General features: G+C 38.6%; 14 protein-coding genes. 7 read left to right on the top strand and 7 right to left on the bottom strand.

Annotated elements, in window-relative coordinates; all coding sequences use genetic code 11:
- Positions 1-16: 16 nt before the first annotated feature.
- The 3 genes from FDK13_RS30370 to FDK13_RS30360 all read left to right on the top strand — a co-directional run bounded on the left by FDK13_RS30370 (position 17) and on the right by FDK13_RS30360 (position 2,390).
- On the top strand, positions 17-229 hold the full coding sequence (locus FDK13_RS30370) for a response regulator transcription factor (RefSeq protein WP_137343781.1): 213 nt from the start codon (positions 17-19) through the stop codon (positions 227-229).
- Positions 230-300: 71 nt separating this feature from the next.
- Positions 301-1,062, top strand: coding sequence for a hypothetical protein (locus FDK13_RS30365; protein ID WP_137343780.1), 762 nt, complete (start codon positions 301-303; stop codon positions 1,060-1,062).
- Positions 1,063-2,003: 941 nt separating this feature from the next.
- Complete coding sequence (locus FDK13_RS30360) at positions 2,004-2,390, top strand: hypothetical protein (protein ID WP_137343779.1); 387 nt, start codon at positions 2,004-2,006, stop codon at positions 2,388-2,390.
- 92 nt (positions 2,391-2,482) lie between these two features.
- Here FDK13_RS30360 and FDK13_RS30355 read toward each other — a convergent pair whose 3' ends face one another.
- The 4 genes from FDK13_RS30355 to FDK13_RS30340 all read right to left on the bottom strand — a co-directional run bounded on the left by FDK13_RS30355 (position 2,483) and on the right by FDK13_RS30340 (position 8,121).
- Positions 2,483-3,946, bottom strand: coding sequence for an alpha-L-fucosidase (locus FDK13_RS30355; RefSeq protein ID WP_137343778.1), 1,464 nt, complete (start codon positions 3,944-3,946; stop codon positions 2,483-2,485).
- A gap of 208 nt (positions 3,947-4,154) precedes the next feature.
- Positions 4,155-5,573, bottom strand: coding sequence for an alpha-L-fucosidase (locus tag FDK13_RS30350; RefSeq protein WP_137343777.1), 1,419 nt, complete (start codon positions 5,571-5,573; stop codon positions 4,155-4,157).
- Between the two features lie 96 nt (positions 5,574-5,669).
- Positions 5,670-6,704 (bottom strand): isoaspartyl peptidase/L-asparaginase family protein, encoded by a 1,035-nt coding sequence (locus FDK13_RS30345; RefSeq protein ID WP_137343776.1) that lies wholly within the window; start codon positions 6,702-6,704, stop codon positions 5,670-5,672.
- Between the two features lie 52 nt (positions 6,705-6,756).
- The gene (locus FDK13_RS30340) at positions 6,757-8,121 is read right to left on the bottom strand and encodes an alpha-L-fucosidase (protein ID WP_137343775.1); all 1,365 of its coding nucleotides are present in this window, start codon (positions 8,119-8,121) and stop codon (positions 6,757-6,759) included.
- Between the two features lie 197 nt (positions 8,122-8,318).
- Between FDK13_RS30340 and FDK13_RS30335 the strand changes: the two genes are divergently transcribed.
- Together FDK13_RS30335 and FDK13_RS30330 are read left to right on the top strand one after the other, a co-directional pair.
- Positions 8,319-8,957, top strand: coding sequence for an ABC transporter ATP-binding protein (locus tag FDK13_RS30335; RefSeq protein WP_137343774.1), 639 nt, complete (start codon positions 8,319-8,321; stop codon positions 8,955-8,957).
- Entirely contained in the window at positions 8,954-10,036 is a 1,083-nt protein-coding gene (locus FDK13_RS30330; RefSeq protein ID WP_137343773.1) for a hypothetical protein, read from the top strand. The genes FDK13_RS30335 and FDK13_RS30330 overlap by 4 nt, the downstream gene beginning before the upstream one ends.
- A 37-nt stretch (positions 10,037-10,073) precedes the next feature.
- Here FDK13_RS30330 and FDK13_RS30325 read toward each other — a convergent pair whose 3' ends face one another.
- The 3 genes from FDK13_RS30325 to FDK13_RS30315 all read right to left on the bottom strand — a co-directional run bounded on the left by FDK13_RS30325 (position 10,074) and on the right by FDK13_RS30315 (position 11,514).
- Positions 10,074-10,787, bottom strand: a complete 714-nt coding sequence (locus FDK13_RS30325; protein ID WP_137343772.1) for an SDR family oxidoreductase — start codon at positions 10,785-10,787, stop codon at positions 10,074-10,076.
- 104 nt (positions 10,788-10,891) lie between these two features.
- A complete protein-coding gene (locus FDK13_RS30320) occupies positions 10,892-11,302 on the bottom strand; it encodes a putative toxin-antitoxin system toxin component, PIN family (protein ID WP_137343771.1) in 411 nt (136 codons plus the stop codon).
- Positions 11,299-11,514: a hypothetical protein gene (locus tag FDK13_RS30315; RefSeq protein WP_137343770.1), complete on the bottom strand. Its 216-nt coding sequence runs from the start codon at positions 11,512-11,514 to the stop codon at positions 11,299-11,301. The genes FDK13_RS30320 and FDK13_RS30315 overlap by 4 nt, the downstream gene beginning before the upstream one ends.
- Before the next feature lie 173 nt (positions 11,515-11,687).
- Here FDK13_RS30315 and fabG point away from each other — a divergent pair, with 173 nt between their 5' ends.
- Positions 11,688-12,434 (top strand): 3-oxoacyl-[acyl-carrier-protein] reductase, encoded by a 747-nt coding sequence (gene fabG, locus FDK13_RS30310; protein WP_137343769.1) that lies wholly within the window; start codon positions 11,688-11,690, stop codon positions 12,432-12,434.
- Positions 12,435-12,743: 309 nt separating this feature from the next.
- Positions 12,744-14,825: a VWA domain-containing protein gene (locus FDK13_RS30305; protein ID WP_137343768.1), complete on the top strand. Its 2,082-nt coding sequence runs from the start codon at positions 12,744-12,746 to the stop codon at positions 14,823-14,825.
- Positions 14,826-14,829: the final 4 nt, after the last annotated feature.

Below are 14,829 nucleotides of genomic sequence, written 5' to 3'. Positions count from 1 at the left end.
ATTATTACTCACACTTATGTTTACAAATCGCGAGAAGGAAATTATTATTTTGATATCCAAGGGATTAACTTCTATTGAAATCGCTGAGGTGCTATTTATAAGTATTGAGACTGTAAAGACACACCGAAAGAATATAAAGCAAAAAATAAATTTAGAAGAGGTAGATTCTGGCTCTTTACTAAAATTCGCTATTAACTTTGCTATTAAAAGGGATGAAAATACCCACTAAATGGGTATTTTCATGTAATAAAACTATTACTACATTTGAAATGTATTATCAACCATCTAAATGTAGAATGTATGTCAAAGTTATTCAAGTCCGGGTTTTATTTAATGGTTTTATTGTCTTCGGCAATTTCCTGTAAAGAAGATGAAAAATCTTCTTCATTATCTATCCCCACAGAAAAAGTTGTTAATGTAAACGGGGATCTAACTATTTCTGAAATAAAAGACTCCCAGCTAGCCAGTGATTTAAAAAAAATCTACAACGGTTACGTAGAAGAAGTTGCTTTTACTAATAGTGAGGAGTTAAATTTAAATGGCTTAGATTTTGAATCTGTTCTCAAAACAAAGATTAAAGACTTAGACGCTGTTTCGTATAGTGTCTCGTATAAAAAAGATGGAAATAATTTAGATAACGATTATGCGTTTATAGTTTATAAAAGTAGTCAAGGGTATTTTAATCCCACGATTGTTAAAACTACTAGAGGCGAAGTACAGTATGTGAATCTAAATTCTTTGGTTAAAGTTTCTTATAATATCAATAAAATTAGCAAACCTGAAATTGTGGATATGGGATTAAAAGCAGGCCCTAGTGCTAGCAGTTTAAGAACTGATGGTTGCGGACAGGCAGTAATAAACTGTATGACTGATGCTTATTCTAATCACGGTTGGATCTCTGTTTATGCATGGGTACAGAGTGCATACATACCAGCGACTGCTGCTGCATTAGCTGCTGCGTGTGCTGCCAGAGTATGTCTAATACTTGTAACTCCTGAAAACAGTCCTATGGGACCGTTAAATAAGGAGGATTTTACTCTTAATTACACCCCATATAATTGAATTGTTAATGGATTATTTTTTTAAATCACTCTGCTAAATAAAAGTGAATTATGAAAATTCGTAATATTTTTATCTATTATGTGGCGATATTTATTCCGTTAGCTTTGTTGGCATTAAGTTTAAAGTTAAATTATATTAATCCAAACGTTTTTGTATTTTTTCTTTCTATTTATGTTTTCCTTTATCACCCATTTATAAGTGGATTGAGGCTAATAGTATTAAATAAGCTCGAGAAAAATAATTTTTGGAAAATATTTATTCCATTTAGAGAAATAAAATATTTTAAGATATTATTCTTTGGATTGGAATAATATCTTAAAGAGAATTTGCAAAATGGTAGGTTATTTTAATAATAACTTACCATTTTTATTATAAGAGCCAAAATATGACTGTTTGAGCAATATGTGACCAAATCAGGATTTTCTCGTATCACCAGAGTACAAAAGTTAACTAAACTCTTCATTATGAAAACAAAGAATATTCTTGTCTATTACGGATTGATTTTTATTCCCCTTGGAGTGTTAGCATTATGCTCAAAAAATAATTTAATCAGCCCGATAGTATTCGTCATCGGATTACAGATTTACGCTTTTTTATATCATCCCTACGTAAGTGGTCTGCGACTGTTAGCATTGAACATGCTGGAAAAGAAAGATTTCTGGCGGATGTTTATTCCCTTTTGGGGTACCAAATTTTTTAAAAATTTATTTCTGGATTTCTAAAACCGACTGATTATGAAAAGGATCATATTAACTTTTTTAGTCGGCATATTGATCGTCTTGATCGGTTGTTTTCTTTTTATAAATTCTAATATGAAAATGACCGGAAGAATGGCCTTGTATCTCGGTTGGTTTATGGAAATCTCTGCTATTTTTTTAGTCATAAGATATTTCTGGAAAAAGGGAAAACAAAGTGTTTAGTCACCTCAATTCATTGCAGATATGAAACCGTACAAGAGGACATTGTTTTATCTGTTTCTAGCGATTATGGCTTTCGGCGCTGTAATCAATGTAATTTACGCTGTGGATGAAGAGCTTTATAAAACCTTACATCTTTACCTGAAATGGGCTTTGGTCATTGTGGCTCTTTTAATGATTGTCAATGAAATTAGAAACTGGAATAAACCGGAGGCAAATTTTGAAAATCAGGCTAAGGCAAATACAATAACTCTTGGCAGGAAGAAACTAATTTCTATGGTTGGTTTGGGTATCTCGTTAATTGGTCTTGTACTCTTTGCGACATTAGATTCTCCACTTCCGGGAAGTATTATCACAAGCAGCGGATTACTTATTCTATATTATACGCTTTATCTATTTGTCAAAAAGTAAGTTGGCAAGTGAAATGTTTCAGATCAATATAAAACTAAAAACCCTTCAACGAACTTGCCGTCAAAGGGTTTTCTTAAAAGATTATCAGTCAATTACATCGAGTCTTTATACAATCCGAATTCACTGATCGCTACACTAACCGGTGATTTTGTGATTCTTAATCTAAATTTTTGACCTGTTACCGGAGCGGATAATTTGATTAGACGTTTGGCCCCAACACTTGTTCCGGTTGCAACTTCTTTCCAGTCATTTCCTTCCCAGACGTCAACGGCGAAACCTTCAATTCTTTGTCCCAGTTTAATGTATTCCTGCAAACAAATAATATCAAAAGTTACAGGATTGCCAAGATCGATTGTTACTTCCGGAGTTTTGAAATCTTCATCCGTTGCCCAGTAAGATTCCGGTTTGCCGTCAAGGATATTTTTGGCGCTGTAAACTGAATTATAACCACGCACGTTGACGGCCTTCGAGCTTGCACGAGCAATCAGGTTTGTAGCAAAAGTATTTTTAACACGATCTCCAAAAGTTTTCAAGGCTGTCACGTCATCTTCATGAAGCTGACCTCGGGTATCAGGAGCAAGTCCTAAATCCAGTCCTGCGCCGCGTCCTACGCTTTTTAAATACAATTCAAAAAGTTTTTCGGGCGTTTTTGGTTTCTGATCCGGATGGTAGAACCAGCCTTTGCGAAGCGGAACGTCGCATTCAGCAGGTATCCAGAATTTACCATTTCTTGTTCCGCCCGGATTTTCATCTGCATTTGCCTGACCTGGAACCGCTACATTCTGTCCTTTGGAAGGAACCGGTGTTAACGTTGCCCAGGAAGTTTCAGCTGCTTCACCGTCTTCATTTCCAACCCAGCGAACATCCCAGCCCACATCACTGAAAATGTTAGCCGACGGTTGCAATTTGCGCGTCAGGTTGGTCCAGGTAGAATCCCATTGATAGTAAGTGGTATTGTCAATAGAGCGTTTTTCTTTGGCTCCGCCATAATATCCGTCGCCGCCATTGGCGCCATCATGCCATGACATGAACAACGGACCATAATTTGTGTAAAGTTCTTTAAGTTGTTCACGGTAAATGGCCAGGTATTCGGCTGTTCCGTATTTGGCATTATTTCTGTCCCAGGGAGAGCAATAAACACCAAACTTCAGGCCGTGTTTACGTGCTGCGTCTGCAATTTCTTTAACCATATCGCCTTTTCCATCACGGAACGGACTTTTTGAAATATTGTATTCCGTCGTTTTAGTTGGCCAAAGCGCGAATCCATCATGATGTTTTGCCACGAAAACAATTCCTCTTAGTCCACCCGCTTTTGCAGCCAGTACGATTTGTTCGGCATTAAAATCTTTTGGATTAAATGATTTTGGATCCGCATCACCAAAACCCCATTCCTTATTCTCGAACGTCGTAGGAGTGAAGTGCATGATTCCATAAACCTCTGTTTCGTGCCATGCAATCTGTCTTGGTGCAGGCAAAGCACCGTAAGGTTTTGGAGGAGTTTGTGCGAAGGTATTAATGGCCGTTAACAAAAGTAACGCGGCTATTGATTTTATCATTTTGGATTAAAGGTTTCTTATATACTTTAATTTATTTTGAATCGTAAACTGATACTAACAAATATAAGATTACTTCTGTATAGTCGGTAATTTAACTTTAAAGCGGGCCTTATTTAACCGCAATGGGCGCAATAGGTTTCGCAATGGATGCAAGCATTAACCATTGTGTCCATTGCGAAAACCATTGCGTCTATTGCGGTTAAAAAAGTTAGTTAATCACGAACAAATAAGCAGGCTGCTTACCAACTTCTGCAATCGTTTTCGCTGGAACTTCAATCATTCCATTTTTAAGACGTAAAACTTTTTTATTCCCCGCAATTGTAATTTTTGCTGACGCAGGGATTGTAAGTCCTTCCGGTTTCAAACTTGCAGGAATAGTTTCTCCTTTTTCAGCAAGATAAAATGCGTAGGTCGTGTTTCCTTTTTTAGTGTAAGCCCATTTCCCCTGACGATATGGCGCCGCAGGTTTGGTTTCATAAATCCCAACGCCATTTACATTCATCCATTTTCCAATTTCATCCAGGCGCTGGTATGCTTCTTCATGCCATTCTCCGTCTGGACCCGGAGCAATATTCAGCAATAGATTTCCTCCTTTGGCAACTATATCAATCAAAGTATGAACCAGTTTTTCTGTCGATTTGAAATTTTCTTTTGGAATGTAAGACCAGGAATCACCCATTGTCAAACATGATTCCCATGGAATGGACATATAATGATCAGGAATCGACTGTTCGGGTGTGACATAATTTTCAAATTCGCCTGTAACGGTACGGTCTACAACCAATAATCCAGGCTGATGCGAACGTGCCATTTTAGCGATTTTCGCCATATCAATATCCTGGTCGTAAGGAATACTTTTCTGCCAGCTGATATTTGGGTCAATTGTACTTTTCGGACGAATCCAGCCCCCATCCAGCCAAAGAATATCAACAGAGCCATAATCTGACATCAGCTCTTCGATCTGATTGTAAGTGAATTCTTTAAATTTATTCCACTGGTCAGGATATTTTTTAGGATCGTAAGAAACGTTACGATCTTTTGGCGGGAAATATTTCCACCAGTAAGATGGCGTATTCCAGTCAGGTTTTGAGAAGTAAGTTCCTGTCATGAATCCCTGATTACGGAATGCCGACAAAACTTCTTTGGTAACGTTAGCTTTCGGGTTAGATTTGAAAGGTGTGTTTGTGATCTTGTAGTCGGTATACTTTGAGTCAAACATCGCAAATCCGTCATGATGTTTTGTTGTAAAAACAACATATTTCATCCCGGCATTTTTAGCCGCCAAAGCCCATCTTTCCGGATTGAATTTTACAGGATTGAATGTTTTGCCAATTTCTTCATACGCTTTTTTGTACTCAAACCAGTCGTGCGAATGTGGTCCGCGACGTTCACACCAGCCTTCATCTTCAGGACAAAGTGACCAGGATTCCACGATTCCCCACTGGCTGTAAGTTCCCCAGTGCATTAATAAGCCAAATTTGACATCTTGCCATTTGCTTAGTTTTTGTTGAACCAAAGGATCCGTCGGAGCGATATAGTTGGAGTGATTTTGCTCAGAATGCTGCTGAGCAAAACTAACCGTCGTTAATAATAGGAGTAGATAAGGAAGGATCTTGTTCAATTTCATTTTGATAATACTATGGTTCAATTTTAATAAATAGTTTATGAATGCTATCAGCTTTTTTTAGTATAAATCTGATAGCCGATTGCAGATTGCTAAAAATCAGGCAAAATGACTTTTTGCATTGATTACTTTTCCTTTGCCACCTTTTTCTGTTACGGTATAATTAAATCCTTTCTGAACAGAATAAGCACCAACTTCACCTTGTTTGTTAATGGCAATAAATCCAACCTGAAAAGTTTTGGCACGTTCCGGATTTGGTTTTACAATTCTCTCTACCGCTTTTTTACAAGCTTCATAAGGAGAAAGTCCGTTCCGCATAAATTCAACGACAAGGTGTGTTCCGCAAACCCGGATCACTTCTTCGCCTTGTCCGGATGACGTTGCCGCGCCCACTTCATTGTCTACAAACAAACCGGCTCCGATAATCGGCGTATCACCCACGCGACCACGCATTTTGAAACCCATTCCACTCGTTGTACACATACCCGAAACATCACCATTGGCATCCAGAGCGATTGTCCCCATGGTGTCATGATTGAAAGAACCGTCGTCAAAACGGTTTGGCGCAAAAGGTCCGTGTTCGCCTTTTGGGTGCGCCTGCTGATGCTCGATATTGATAACAGGTTTGTATTCAGCCTTTACCAACCACTGTTTGTACGCTTTTGCGGCGTCGGGAGACAGCTCGCCTGATTCAAGCGGAAATCCGTTTGCTAATGCAAATTGTTGTGCGCCAACGCCAGCCAAAAATACGTGTGGCGTGGTTTCCATTAATTTTCTTGCAACTGAAATCGGGTGTTTAATTCTTTCCATAAAGGCCACTGAACCGCAATTTGCCTTTTCGTCCATGATACTTGCATCCAATGTAACATATCCGTCGCGATCTGGATTTCCACCCAGGCCAACGCAGCAATTGATATCGTTTTCAATGGCTATTGCAGCTTGTTCTACAGCATCCAGTGCTTTTCCGCCTTTTTCCAAAACCGGCCATGCGGCAGAATTAGCGATTTGTCCGCTGTCCCAGGTCGAAACGACAATAGGTTTGTTAACTGCGGTTGAGGCAAAAAGTTTGTTGACTTGCGTAAACGGAAGTGCCAATGCTGACAATCGTAAAAAAGAGCGACGGGTAGGTTTCATGGTGAAAATTTTCTTGTTATGAATAGGTTAAGGAATAACGTCTTTGAACTTTTTATAAAATGCCTTCAAGTTTGAAAACCCAGGCGGAGTTACACGGCAAAGTTTTAGGTGTGACAGTCGGTGCTGAAATGATCAATTTTCCTTTCGACTGACTGGAATTTATATTGCCTTTATAACCCAGCATTGTTACACGTTTCGGTTTTGATATACCGCTGATCGCCAGTTGGTCAGGCCATTCTGAACAGATAACGTATAAATCTTTTCCTTTTTTTGTAAAGAAAATGGTACTGTCTTTTGAAGCAGCCGCAGCATTATCCCAGCGTTCGGAGCCATAGATCGCATCACCATTTATTTTCAGCCATTTTCCAAGATCTTTTAATCTTTGCTGCATAATCACAGGAATACGCCCGTCAGCAGTTGGCCCAATATTTAATAGAAAATTACCGCCTTTTGAAACGATCTGAATAAGGGAATGAATCAGTTTATCACTGCTCATATAATCTTCCAGATTTTCATTCCGGTTATATCCAAAAGACTCGCCAATTCCACGGCATTCTTCCCACGGATGTGTATCTGAGGAAGTTCCCTGGCCATATTCTGTCGTGAAAAAACTGCCATGTTTCCCTTTGGTATCATTTCCCCAACGGTCGTTGACAACAATACTTTTGTTAACCGATTTATTATTAAAAAGCCAGGTCAGAAATTCCTTGCTTTTCCATGTTTCCGAAGTTTGGTCCCATTCTCCGTCTGTCCAGAGAATATCTGGCTGATATCTTGTAACCAGATCCTTCATTTGGGGAATCATATGGTTGTCAACATAACGATTGACATCCGATTTATAGGTTGGATTATACCATTCATAAAGCGAATAATAAAATCCCATATGCAGACCTTTTTCTTTTACAGATTTTGTTAAATCACCCGCCAGATCACGATGGGGACCAACGTCCATGGAATTCCAGTTCCATGATTCTGCACTTGGCCAGAGAGCATATCCTTCGTGATGTTTGGAAGTTAAAACAACATATTTTGCACCTGCTTCTTTAAATAAATCGGCCCAGTCGTCGGGATTAAAAAGCTCGGCTTTAAATTCTCCTGCAAAATCCTGATACTTAAAATTTGGCCCGTAATTTTTTTCCTGAAAAGCGACAAATTCTTTATGGATTTTCAATTTTGGATCCATTAACCGTTGCCAATACCATTCCGAATATCCACTTCCAAAACCATCAGCACCGGATTTTGTTGCCCATGAGGGAACAGAATATAATCCCCAGTGAATAAAAATGCCAAATTTTGCGTCTTTAAACCAGATTGGCGTCTCACGTTTGTCCAAAGATTTCCAGTCCGCCTCGTATTGAGCCTGAGTGTTGGAGCTAACAGCAAAAAGGATTAAAAGAAGCAGAAGATTTTTTTTCATGAGTACCACTACAAAATAAAAAATAATAAAGGTGCTGCAATTTATTAAAAATTTTTAAAAAGTCAGGAAGTTAATTTATTTTGTCGTTCTGGCTATTGCTCTTTATCTTCTACTACTTTAATATAAAACGCAGAATTTTTAATTGCATATCAACGATTTCACTACCTTTGATATGAAATAAAATTATATATAACTTAATGATTCTTGAAATTCAAAATTTAACGCAGCGATACGGATCATTTCAAGTACTGGCAATTCCTTCATGGGCAGTTGATTATGGAATTTACTGGATTCAGGGAGAAAATGGTGCGGGGAAGTCGACTCTATTCAGAACTTTGGCTGGAATGTTACCAAGTTCGGGCGATATTATTTTGGATCAAAAATATAATCTTAAAGATCAGCCGGTCGACTATCGGTTAAGATTAAATCTGGGAGAAGCAGAACCATTATATCCTTCCTTTCTGACGCCGGGTGATTTGATAACATTTGTCGCAGAGGCAAAACAAAGTCCGGTCGGACAAACCGAAATGCTGATTGAAGCTTTGGGAATTAACTATTTGAAAAATTCCTTTGGAAGCTGTTCCAGTGGGATGGTTAAAAAAGTATCTCTTGCCGTGGCTTTCCTTGGAAATCCATCTGTTATCATTTTGGATGAGCCGCTTATTACAATCGATAAGGAAGCCAGATTAGCGCTTTTCAACCTTATCGAAAATTATCATGCAAAAGGCGTTACATTTTTAATTTCTTCACATCAGCTTTTTCAGCAGGAAGGGCTGAATGTCACGGCTAGTTTTGCTTTGAAAAACAAGAATTTAATCCGAATTGAAGCGGTATGAAAGTGTTAATGATTTCTACTGTGCAGGCATTTTTCCGGCAGCGTTCGGGAATGTTTTTCGTTTTGATGGGCTTACTTTTTGGATTTCTGAGCGGGAGAGAACATTACGCTTTCGCCGTGTTTTTTCTTACCGATCCATTTGGAATGCTTTATTTGGGCGGAATCTGGCTTTTGTACACATTATTATGTCTGCACTTTGTTAAAACATTATGGATTCAGCCAGAATATAATTTTATCTATAATTCCAGACTTTGGCCAGTACCAAAACGATTTTTGCGGTTTGGTTTTATGGCACTTGGCTTTTTACAACCCATCTTGTACTATGGCATTTACATGATTTCCATTGCCAAACAGGATCGACTGTTAGGTAAGATCTGGCCGATTTTCGTCTGGTATATTTTACTTAGTTTATTGCTTGTTGTTTTGTCAGAATGGCGAATCCGGAATCCGGTTTTATATCATTCCAAAAATAAAACAATTTTTAACTGGCCTTTCCCAAGACCAGTTTCCTGGATTTACTGGTCGGTCGAATGGCTTTTTCGAGAAAGAGGAATTACTTTGCTCGCCTGCAAAGCCGGCGCGATCGGCGTTGCGATGTGTACCTTGATTTATTACAATACGGATAATTACGATCTCAGATTACCAGCCGTCGGATTGTCTTTGGGTTATCTGTTAAATGTCGGGATTTCTTTTGAACTCTTTCATTGGGAAAATGAAGTTTGGCTTTGGAACCGATCTTTACCCATTTCGACAACCAAACGTTTCATAAGAATTCTCTTGTCACATGCGCTGATTATCATTCCCGAAACTCTGATCGCTGCAAAATATCAGGTCCTTTCTTTGTTTGAAATAATACAGTTGTACGGATTGGGGCTGGCAGTTCTGATGTTATTTCATACTTATCTGTACAAACACGGAGGGATACTTGAAGATCTGCTGAAACCGCTCTTAATTGGTTTCGTGATCCTGACTTTATTGATCTTGTACAAAATTCCGGTCTGGGGACTTGCCGGTTCAGGATTAATTTCTTCTTACTATTTGTATTCGAAGTGGTATGGAAGAAATGAAATTGGTTTGTAGCAAACGGTTTGCATACCGCTTGCTACAAATTGTTAAATTATTTTCCAGGAACAGAAGGTCTTACTTCAATTTTACTTGGTAATGTTCTGGCTGGCATTTTGATAAGATCTGAAACGATCTGGCCGATATCTTCCGGCTGGATTTTCCATGCATCTTTTTCTGACGGCGTATGGTCTGCAAATTCAGTAGCAACAGAACCCGGCATGATCGTCGAAACTTTGATTCCGTCTTTTCTCACATCCATCATCATTGCTTGTGAAAAACCTACCAAACCGAATTTACTGGCGTTATAAGCCGTTCCATCCGGGAAAAAGTTCGTTCCGGCAAGACTGGAAATATTGATAAAATATCCTTTCGTTTCTTTTAAAGCAGCAAGCGAAGCTTTTGCGCTGAAAAATACGCCTGTAAGATTGATATCAATCGTTTCCTGCCATTGTTCCACAGTCAGGTCATAAATGGGAGCAAAGTGACCAACGCCGGCATTGGCGATAACATAATCCAGTTGTCCCCATTTTTCAAGAATCACTTTTACTGCATTTTGCTGCGATTCCAGACTGCGCACATCGGATTCAATACCAATTGCAAAACCGTCGCGGATTTTATTAAGTTTAGCAGCTGCTTCATCAGCACTTTTTTGAGAGCGACTGGTAATGGCAACCTGGATTCCTTCTTTAATAAGCACTTCGGCTACGCCATATCCAATTCCTTTTGAGCCTCCGGTAATCAGGGCCGTTTTAGTTGATTCTGCCATTTTTTGTTGGAAAATATTTTCTGACCGAAAAGGCCAATTAATAATTTAGATTTATAAACAGGGCAACAAAGACAGTGCCAGGAAGGTTTGGGTGGGAAGAATATTTATAAGTTTAAATCTAAAAAATCTGTTAAACTTAGAATGGAAGTTTTCCCAAATTGTTTTAAATCAAGTAAATCAATTTTATTACCGGTAAGTAGATAATCCGCTTCACCGTCCTTGCATAGAGCTAGAAGGAAATCATCTTTTGGGTCTGGACTTAATTTAATTATGGAAGTAGTTTCAATTAAGGTGCCACGTTCATTTATGATTTCCAAGAATAATTGAGTTTGTTCCACATTTACCCATCGACTAAATTTTGGACGGAAGCAAACTTCAAAAAGCTCTTTTAATAGAGAAATGTCGAGAAGAATTTCTAAGGAATGATTTTCTAAAACCTGGTCAAGTCGTTTACGAGAGTTTGAGTTTATCAACGCACTCACATAAAGGTTTGTATCTATAACTATTTTTTTCAAGAAGCTTGACGTTTCTCACGCACTTGTGCTATTTCATCCAGTATGTCCTGCTCTGAAATATCAGTTGATGTTGGAAGTGAATTCGATAAATCTTTCCAGCGTTCAGCCCACGAGGGTTTGCTTGGTTTAACGGATATTAATCCTAAATCAACCAAATCATCTATTAAGCGCCTTGCTTTTGGATTTTGAATTTCAATAATTAATGTTTCCATGGAATTACTTTTTATCAAGTTATGGATATTTGCTTATTGAACAAAATGTATAAAGTAATAATTTATACATTAGGATTAATTCCAAAAACTTTCACCCTCCCAATTTTTGTTCATGCAAGACAATACCCTATTTTTGCGACTCGAAACAATTCTATCCGATTTTTATCCTGTTTATGAGATTAGTAGAAAATAAAGTGGCTTTGGTAACCGGAGCTTCCCGTGGTATTGGACGTTCAATTGCTTTGCGTTTGGCTCAGGAAGGAGCGAACGTGGCATTTACTTATCTTTCCAGTGTGGAAAAAGGTGAAGCTTTGGTAAAAGAACTGGAAGAATTTGGTATCAAAGCAAAAGGATATCGTTCTGACGCGGCCGATTTTCAACAGGCAGATCAACTGGTTACCGACGTTATCGCGGATTTTGGAAAACTGGATATCCTGATCAACAATGCCGGCGTAACCCGCGATGGTTTGCTGATGCGTATGAGTGAAGAAAACTGGGATACTGTAATTAATATCAATTTGAAATCGGTATTCAACCTTACAAAAGCAGCTACTAAAAGTATGATTCGTGCGAAAAGCGGATCAATAATTAATATTACTTCGGTTGTCGGTATTAGTGGAAACGCCGGACAGTCTAACTATGCAGCTTCAAAAGCAGGTATTATCGGTTTTACAAAATCGATTGCGTTGGAGCTGGGATCAAGAAATATCCGTTCAAATGCGGTAGCGCCAGGTTTTATTGAAACTGAAATGACGGATGCAGTAGATTCGAAAGCAGTGGAAGAGTGGAAACAGTCCATTCCAATGAAACGCGGAGGACAGCCGGAAGATGTTGCAGATGCTTGTGTGTTTTTAGCTTCTGATATGTCTCGCTATATTACGGGACAGGTTCTTCAGGTTGATGGGGGGATGCTTACTTAGAAGTTGGAGATCTGACGAAAGTGAATTTGTCAGATCAGGAATAATCTAAATATAAACTAGAAAAGAGCTTCGGCTCTTTTTTTGGTTTTGGGTAAAATCGTTTTACGATTTGCTTTTTCTATTATTTTAAAAGAATGAAAACTGCGATTTCGGGTAGATTTGAATTGTAATTTGGGCTGGTTTGACGATTATTTCATTTTTTGTTCCCTATATTTTATTGTAATATTATTTACTACAATAATGCTTTCTGGAAAACTGTTTACTATATTTCTGTAATACTGTTTACTGCGACACTGCTTACTCACAATTATGCGTTCAGAGCTTATTTTTCAAACTCCATATTGGTTCATTATCTTTTGTTTTCTCGCGGGTGGCGCTTATGCGTTTCTGTTGTATCAACCGGAAGCTTCATGGAGTAAGAAATTGAATTATGCCTTGGCGGCGTTGAGAGGAATTGTAGTGGCTTTTATCTGTTTTTTGCTTTTGAATCCGTTGATTTGCAGGACAGAAAGTACAGTCGATAAAGCCAAAATTGTATTTGCTATTGATAATTCGGAATCGCTTAATGGAGTAGGGCAGCCTGTTTTGAAACAAATTGCAGAAGCTGGGAAAGAACTCAATGACGCAGGTTATGAAGTAAGTGTTCAAACCTTTGACAAGGCAAGTACAGGCTTGGCCGCAGATTCCATTCAATTCAATAGAAACAAAACGGATATCTCCGGGCTGCTGCAAACCGTTAAAAGTAATTTTGAAGGCAGAAATCTCACGGACGTTATTTTGCTTTCTGATGGAATTTCAAATCAGGGCGTTACCCCGACTTTCAATCAGTTTCCTTTCAAAGTGAATACCATTGCTGTTGGTGATACCGTTCCTGACCTGGATATAAGAATAAAAGATGTGGTGAATAACCGGGTAGCTTACCTTGGAAATGATTTTCCGATCCGGGTTGATATTGCTGCAAATGGATTAGCCGGAAAATCTACGACGGTTTCTTTAAAACAAGGAGGGCGAATTATTTTGACTCAAACGGTAAATATTGATCGTCCGACTTATTTCAGATCTTTTGATTTTACTACCTCTTCCAAACAAAAAGGGGTTCAGCATTACACCATAGAACTGGGAAACATTCAAGGTGAATCTTCGGCCCGGAATAACAAAAGAGATGTTTACATTGACATTATAGACGGACGTCAGAAAATTCTTTTGCTCGCTTTGACACCGCATCCGGATGTAAAAGCGCTGCGAAGTTTGATTGAAAGCAATGACAATTACGAGCTTGATGTTAGTATCCTTACTGCCTCGCAAGGAGTTGCGGAAGCAATCGGAAATAAACCTTATGACCTGGTAATTCTGCATCAGATTCCAAATGTGCTTGGGTTAGGTAATCCGCTTGTGCGTAAAATACTGGATGCAAAAAGGCCTGTTTTTTATATTCTCGGCAATCAATCGGCAGTTCCGCTTTTAAATACGTTGAATCGTTCTTTGACAATCAACGTAAATCAGGGACAGTTTGATAAGGTTACAGCTCGATATAATCCGTCGTTTCAGCAAATTAATTTCAATGACGAAAGTATGAAGCTGCTGGAAAGGCTGCCACCACTTTCTGTTCCTTTTGGAGAATACAATGTTTCGCCGGGTACGGAAACAATTTTGTTTCAAAAGGTAGGCTCGCTGAATACCACAAAACCACTTTTGGTATTAAACACAGCAACAGAGCAAAAAACGGCAATTCTTGCCGGGGAAGGAATCTGGCAATGGCGACAAGAAGAATTTGCTTTGACGGGCAAACATGAACTGGTTGATAATCTGTTTCAAAAAGTAATTCAGATTCTTTCTGTTCGGGATGATAAACGTAAGTTCAGAATTTATCCTGTTCGTCCGGAATTTGACGCGGGCGAAGAAGTTGTTTTTCAAACTGAAATTTACAACGATATTTATGAACCGATTTATGGTCAGGAAGTAAAACTGGATATAACCGACGAGAAAGGAAAAACAAAGCAATATACTTACACGCATTCCGCTGAAAATCCGCGTTTCAATATCAGTGGTTTAACAGACGGCGTTTATCGTTTTCAGGCAAGTACTGCGGTTCGTGGTATTCAGGAAAAAATTAACGGCCAGTTTGTTGTCAGAAATGTTGATATAGAAATGGCCAATACTACTGCCGATTTTGGTATGCTTCGCGAGCTTGCTACAAAAACCGGTGGAGAATTTGTCCAACCTGCTTCTTTAAATCAGTTAATTCAAAAATTGAAAACAAACCGTTCGCCCGACCGCCTGGAAAGCAGCGAGGATATGGTTGAGCTGGTTCATTTAAAATGGTTATTTTTCTTAATTCTTGTACTTTTGGGAACAGAATGGGGATTGAGAAAATATCATGGCGGTTATTAAACGG

The organism is Dyadobacter frigoris (assembly GCF_005280585.1).
In the GTDB taxonomy this organism is placed as follows: Bacteria; Bacteroidota; Bacteroidia; order Cytophagales; family Spirosomataceae; genus Dyadobacter; species Dyadobacter frigoris.
The sequence above is the reverse complement of the archived record's forward strand: the minus strand, read 5'-3'. Positions and strand labels throughout refer to the sequence as shown.

What these genes read in the sequence shown, in the direction of transcription:
- FDK13_RS30370 (WP_137343781.1), top strand. Translation starts at nt 17, where the DNA reads ATGTTTACAAATCGCGAGAAGGAAATTATTATTTTGATATCCAAGGGA.
- FDK13_RS30365 (WP_137343780.1), top strand. Translation starts at nt 301, where the DNA reads ATGTCAAAGTTATTCAAGTCCGGGTTTTATTTAATGGTTTTATTGTCT.
- FDK13_RS30360 (WP_137343779.1), top strand. Translation starts at nt 2,004, where the DNA reads ATGAAACCGTACAAGAGGACATTGTTTTATCTGTTTCTAGCGATTATG.
- FDK13_RS30355 (WP_137343778.1), bottom strand. Translation starts at nt 3,946, where the DNA reads ATGATAAAATCAATAGCCGCGTTACTTTTGTTAACGGCCATTAATACC.
- FDK13_RS30350 (WP_137343777.1), bottom strand. Translation starts at nt 5,573, where the DNA reads ATGAAATTGAACAAGATCCTTCCTTATCTACTCCTATTATTAACGACG.
- FDK13_RS30345 (WP_137343776.1), bottom strand. Translation starts at nt 6,704, where the DNA reads ATGAAACCTACCCGTCGCTCTTTTTTACGATTGTCAGCATTGGCACTT.
- FDK13_RS30340 (WP_137343775.1), bottom strand. Translation starts at nt 8,121, where the DNA reads ATGAAAAAAAATCTTCTGCTTCTTTTAATCCTTTTTGCTGTTAGCTCC.
- FDK13_RS30335 (WP_137343774.1), top strand. Translation starts at nt 8,319, where the DNA reads ATGATTCTTGAAATTCAAAATTTAACGCAGCGATACGGATCATTTCAA.
- FDK13_RS30330 (WP_137343773.1), top strand. Translation starts at nt 8,954, where the DNA reads ATGAAAGTGTTAATGATTTCTACTGTGCAGGCATTTTTCCGGCAGCGT.
- FDK13_RS30325 (WP_137343772.1), bottom strand. Translation starts at nt 10,787, where the DNA reads ATGGCAGAATCAACTAAAACGGCCCTGATTACCGGAGGCTCAAAAGGA.
- FDK13_RS30315 (WP_137343770.1), bottom strand. Translation starts at nt 11,514, where the DNA reads ATGGAAACATTAATTATTGAAATTCAAAATCCAAAAGCAAGGCGCTTA.
- fabG (WP_137343769.1), top strand. Translation starts at nt 11,688, where the DNA reads ATGAGATTAGTAGAAAATAAAGTGGCTTTGGTAACCGGAGCTTCCCGT.
- FDK13_RS30305 (WP_137343768.1), top strand. Translation starts at nt 12,744, where the DNA reads ATGCGTTCAGAGCTTATTTTTCAAACTCCATATTGGTTCATTATCTTT.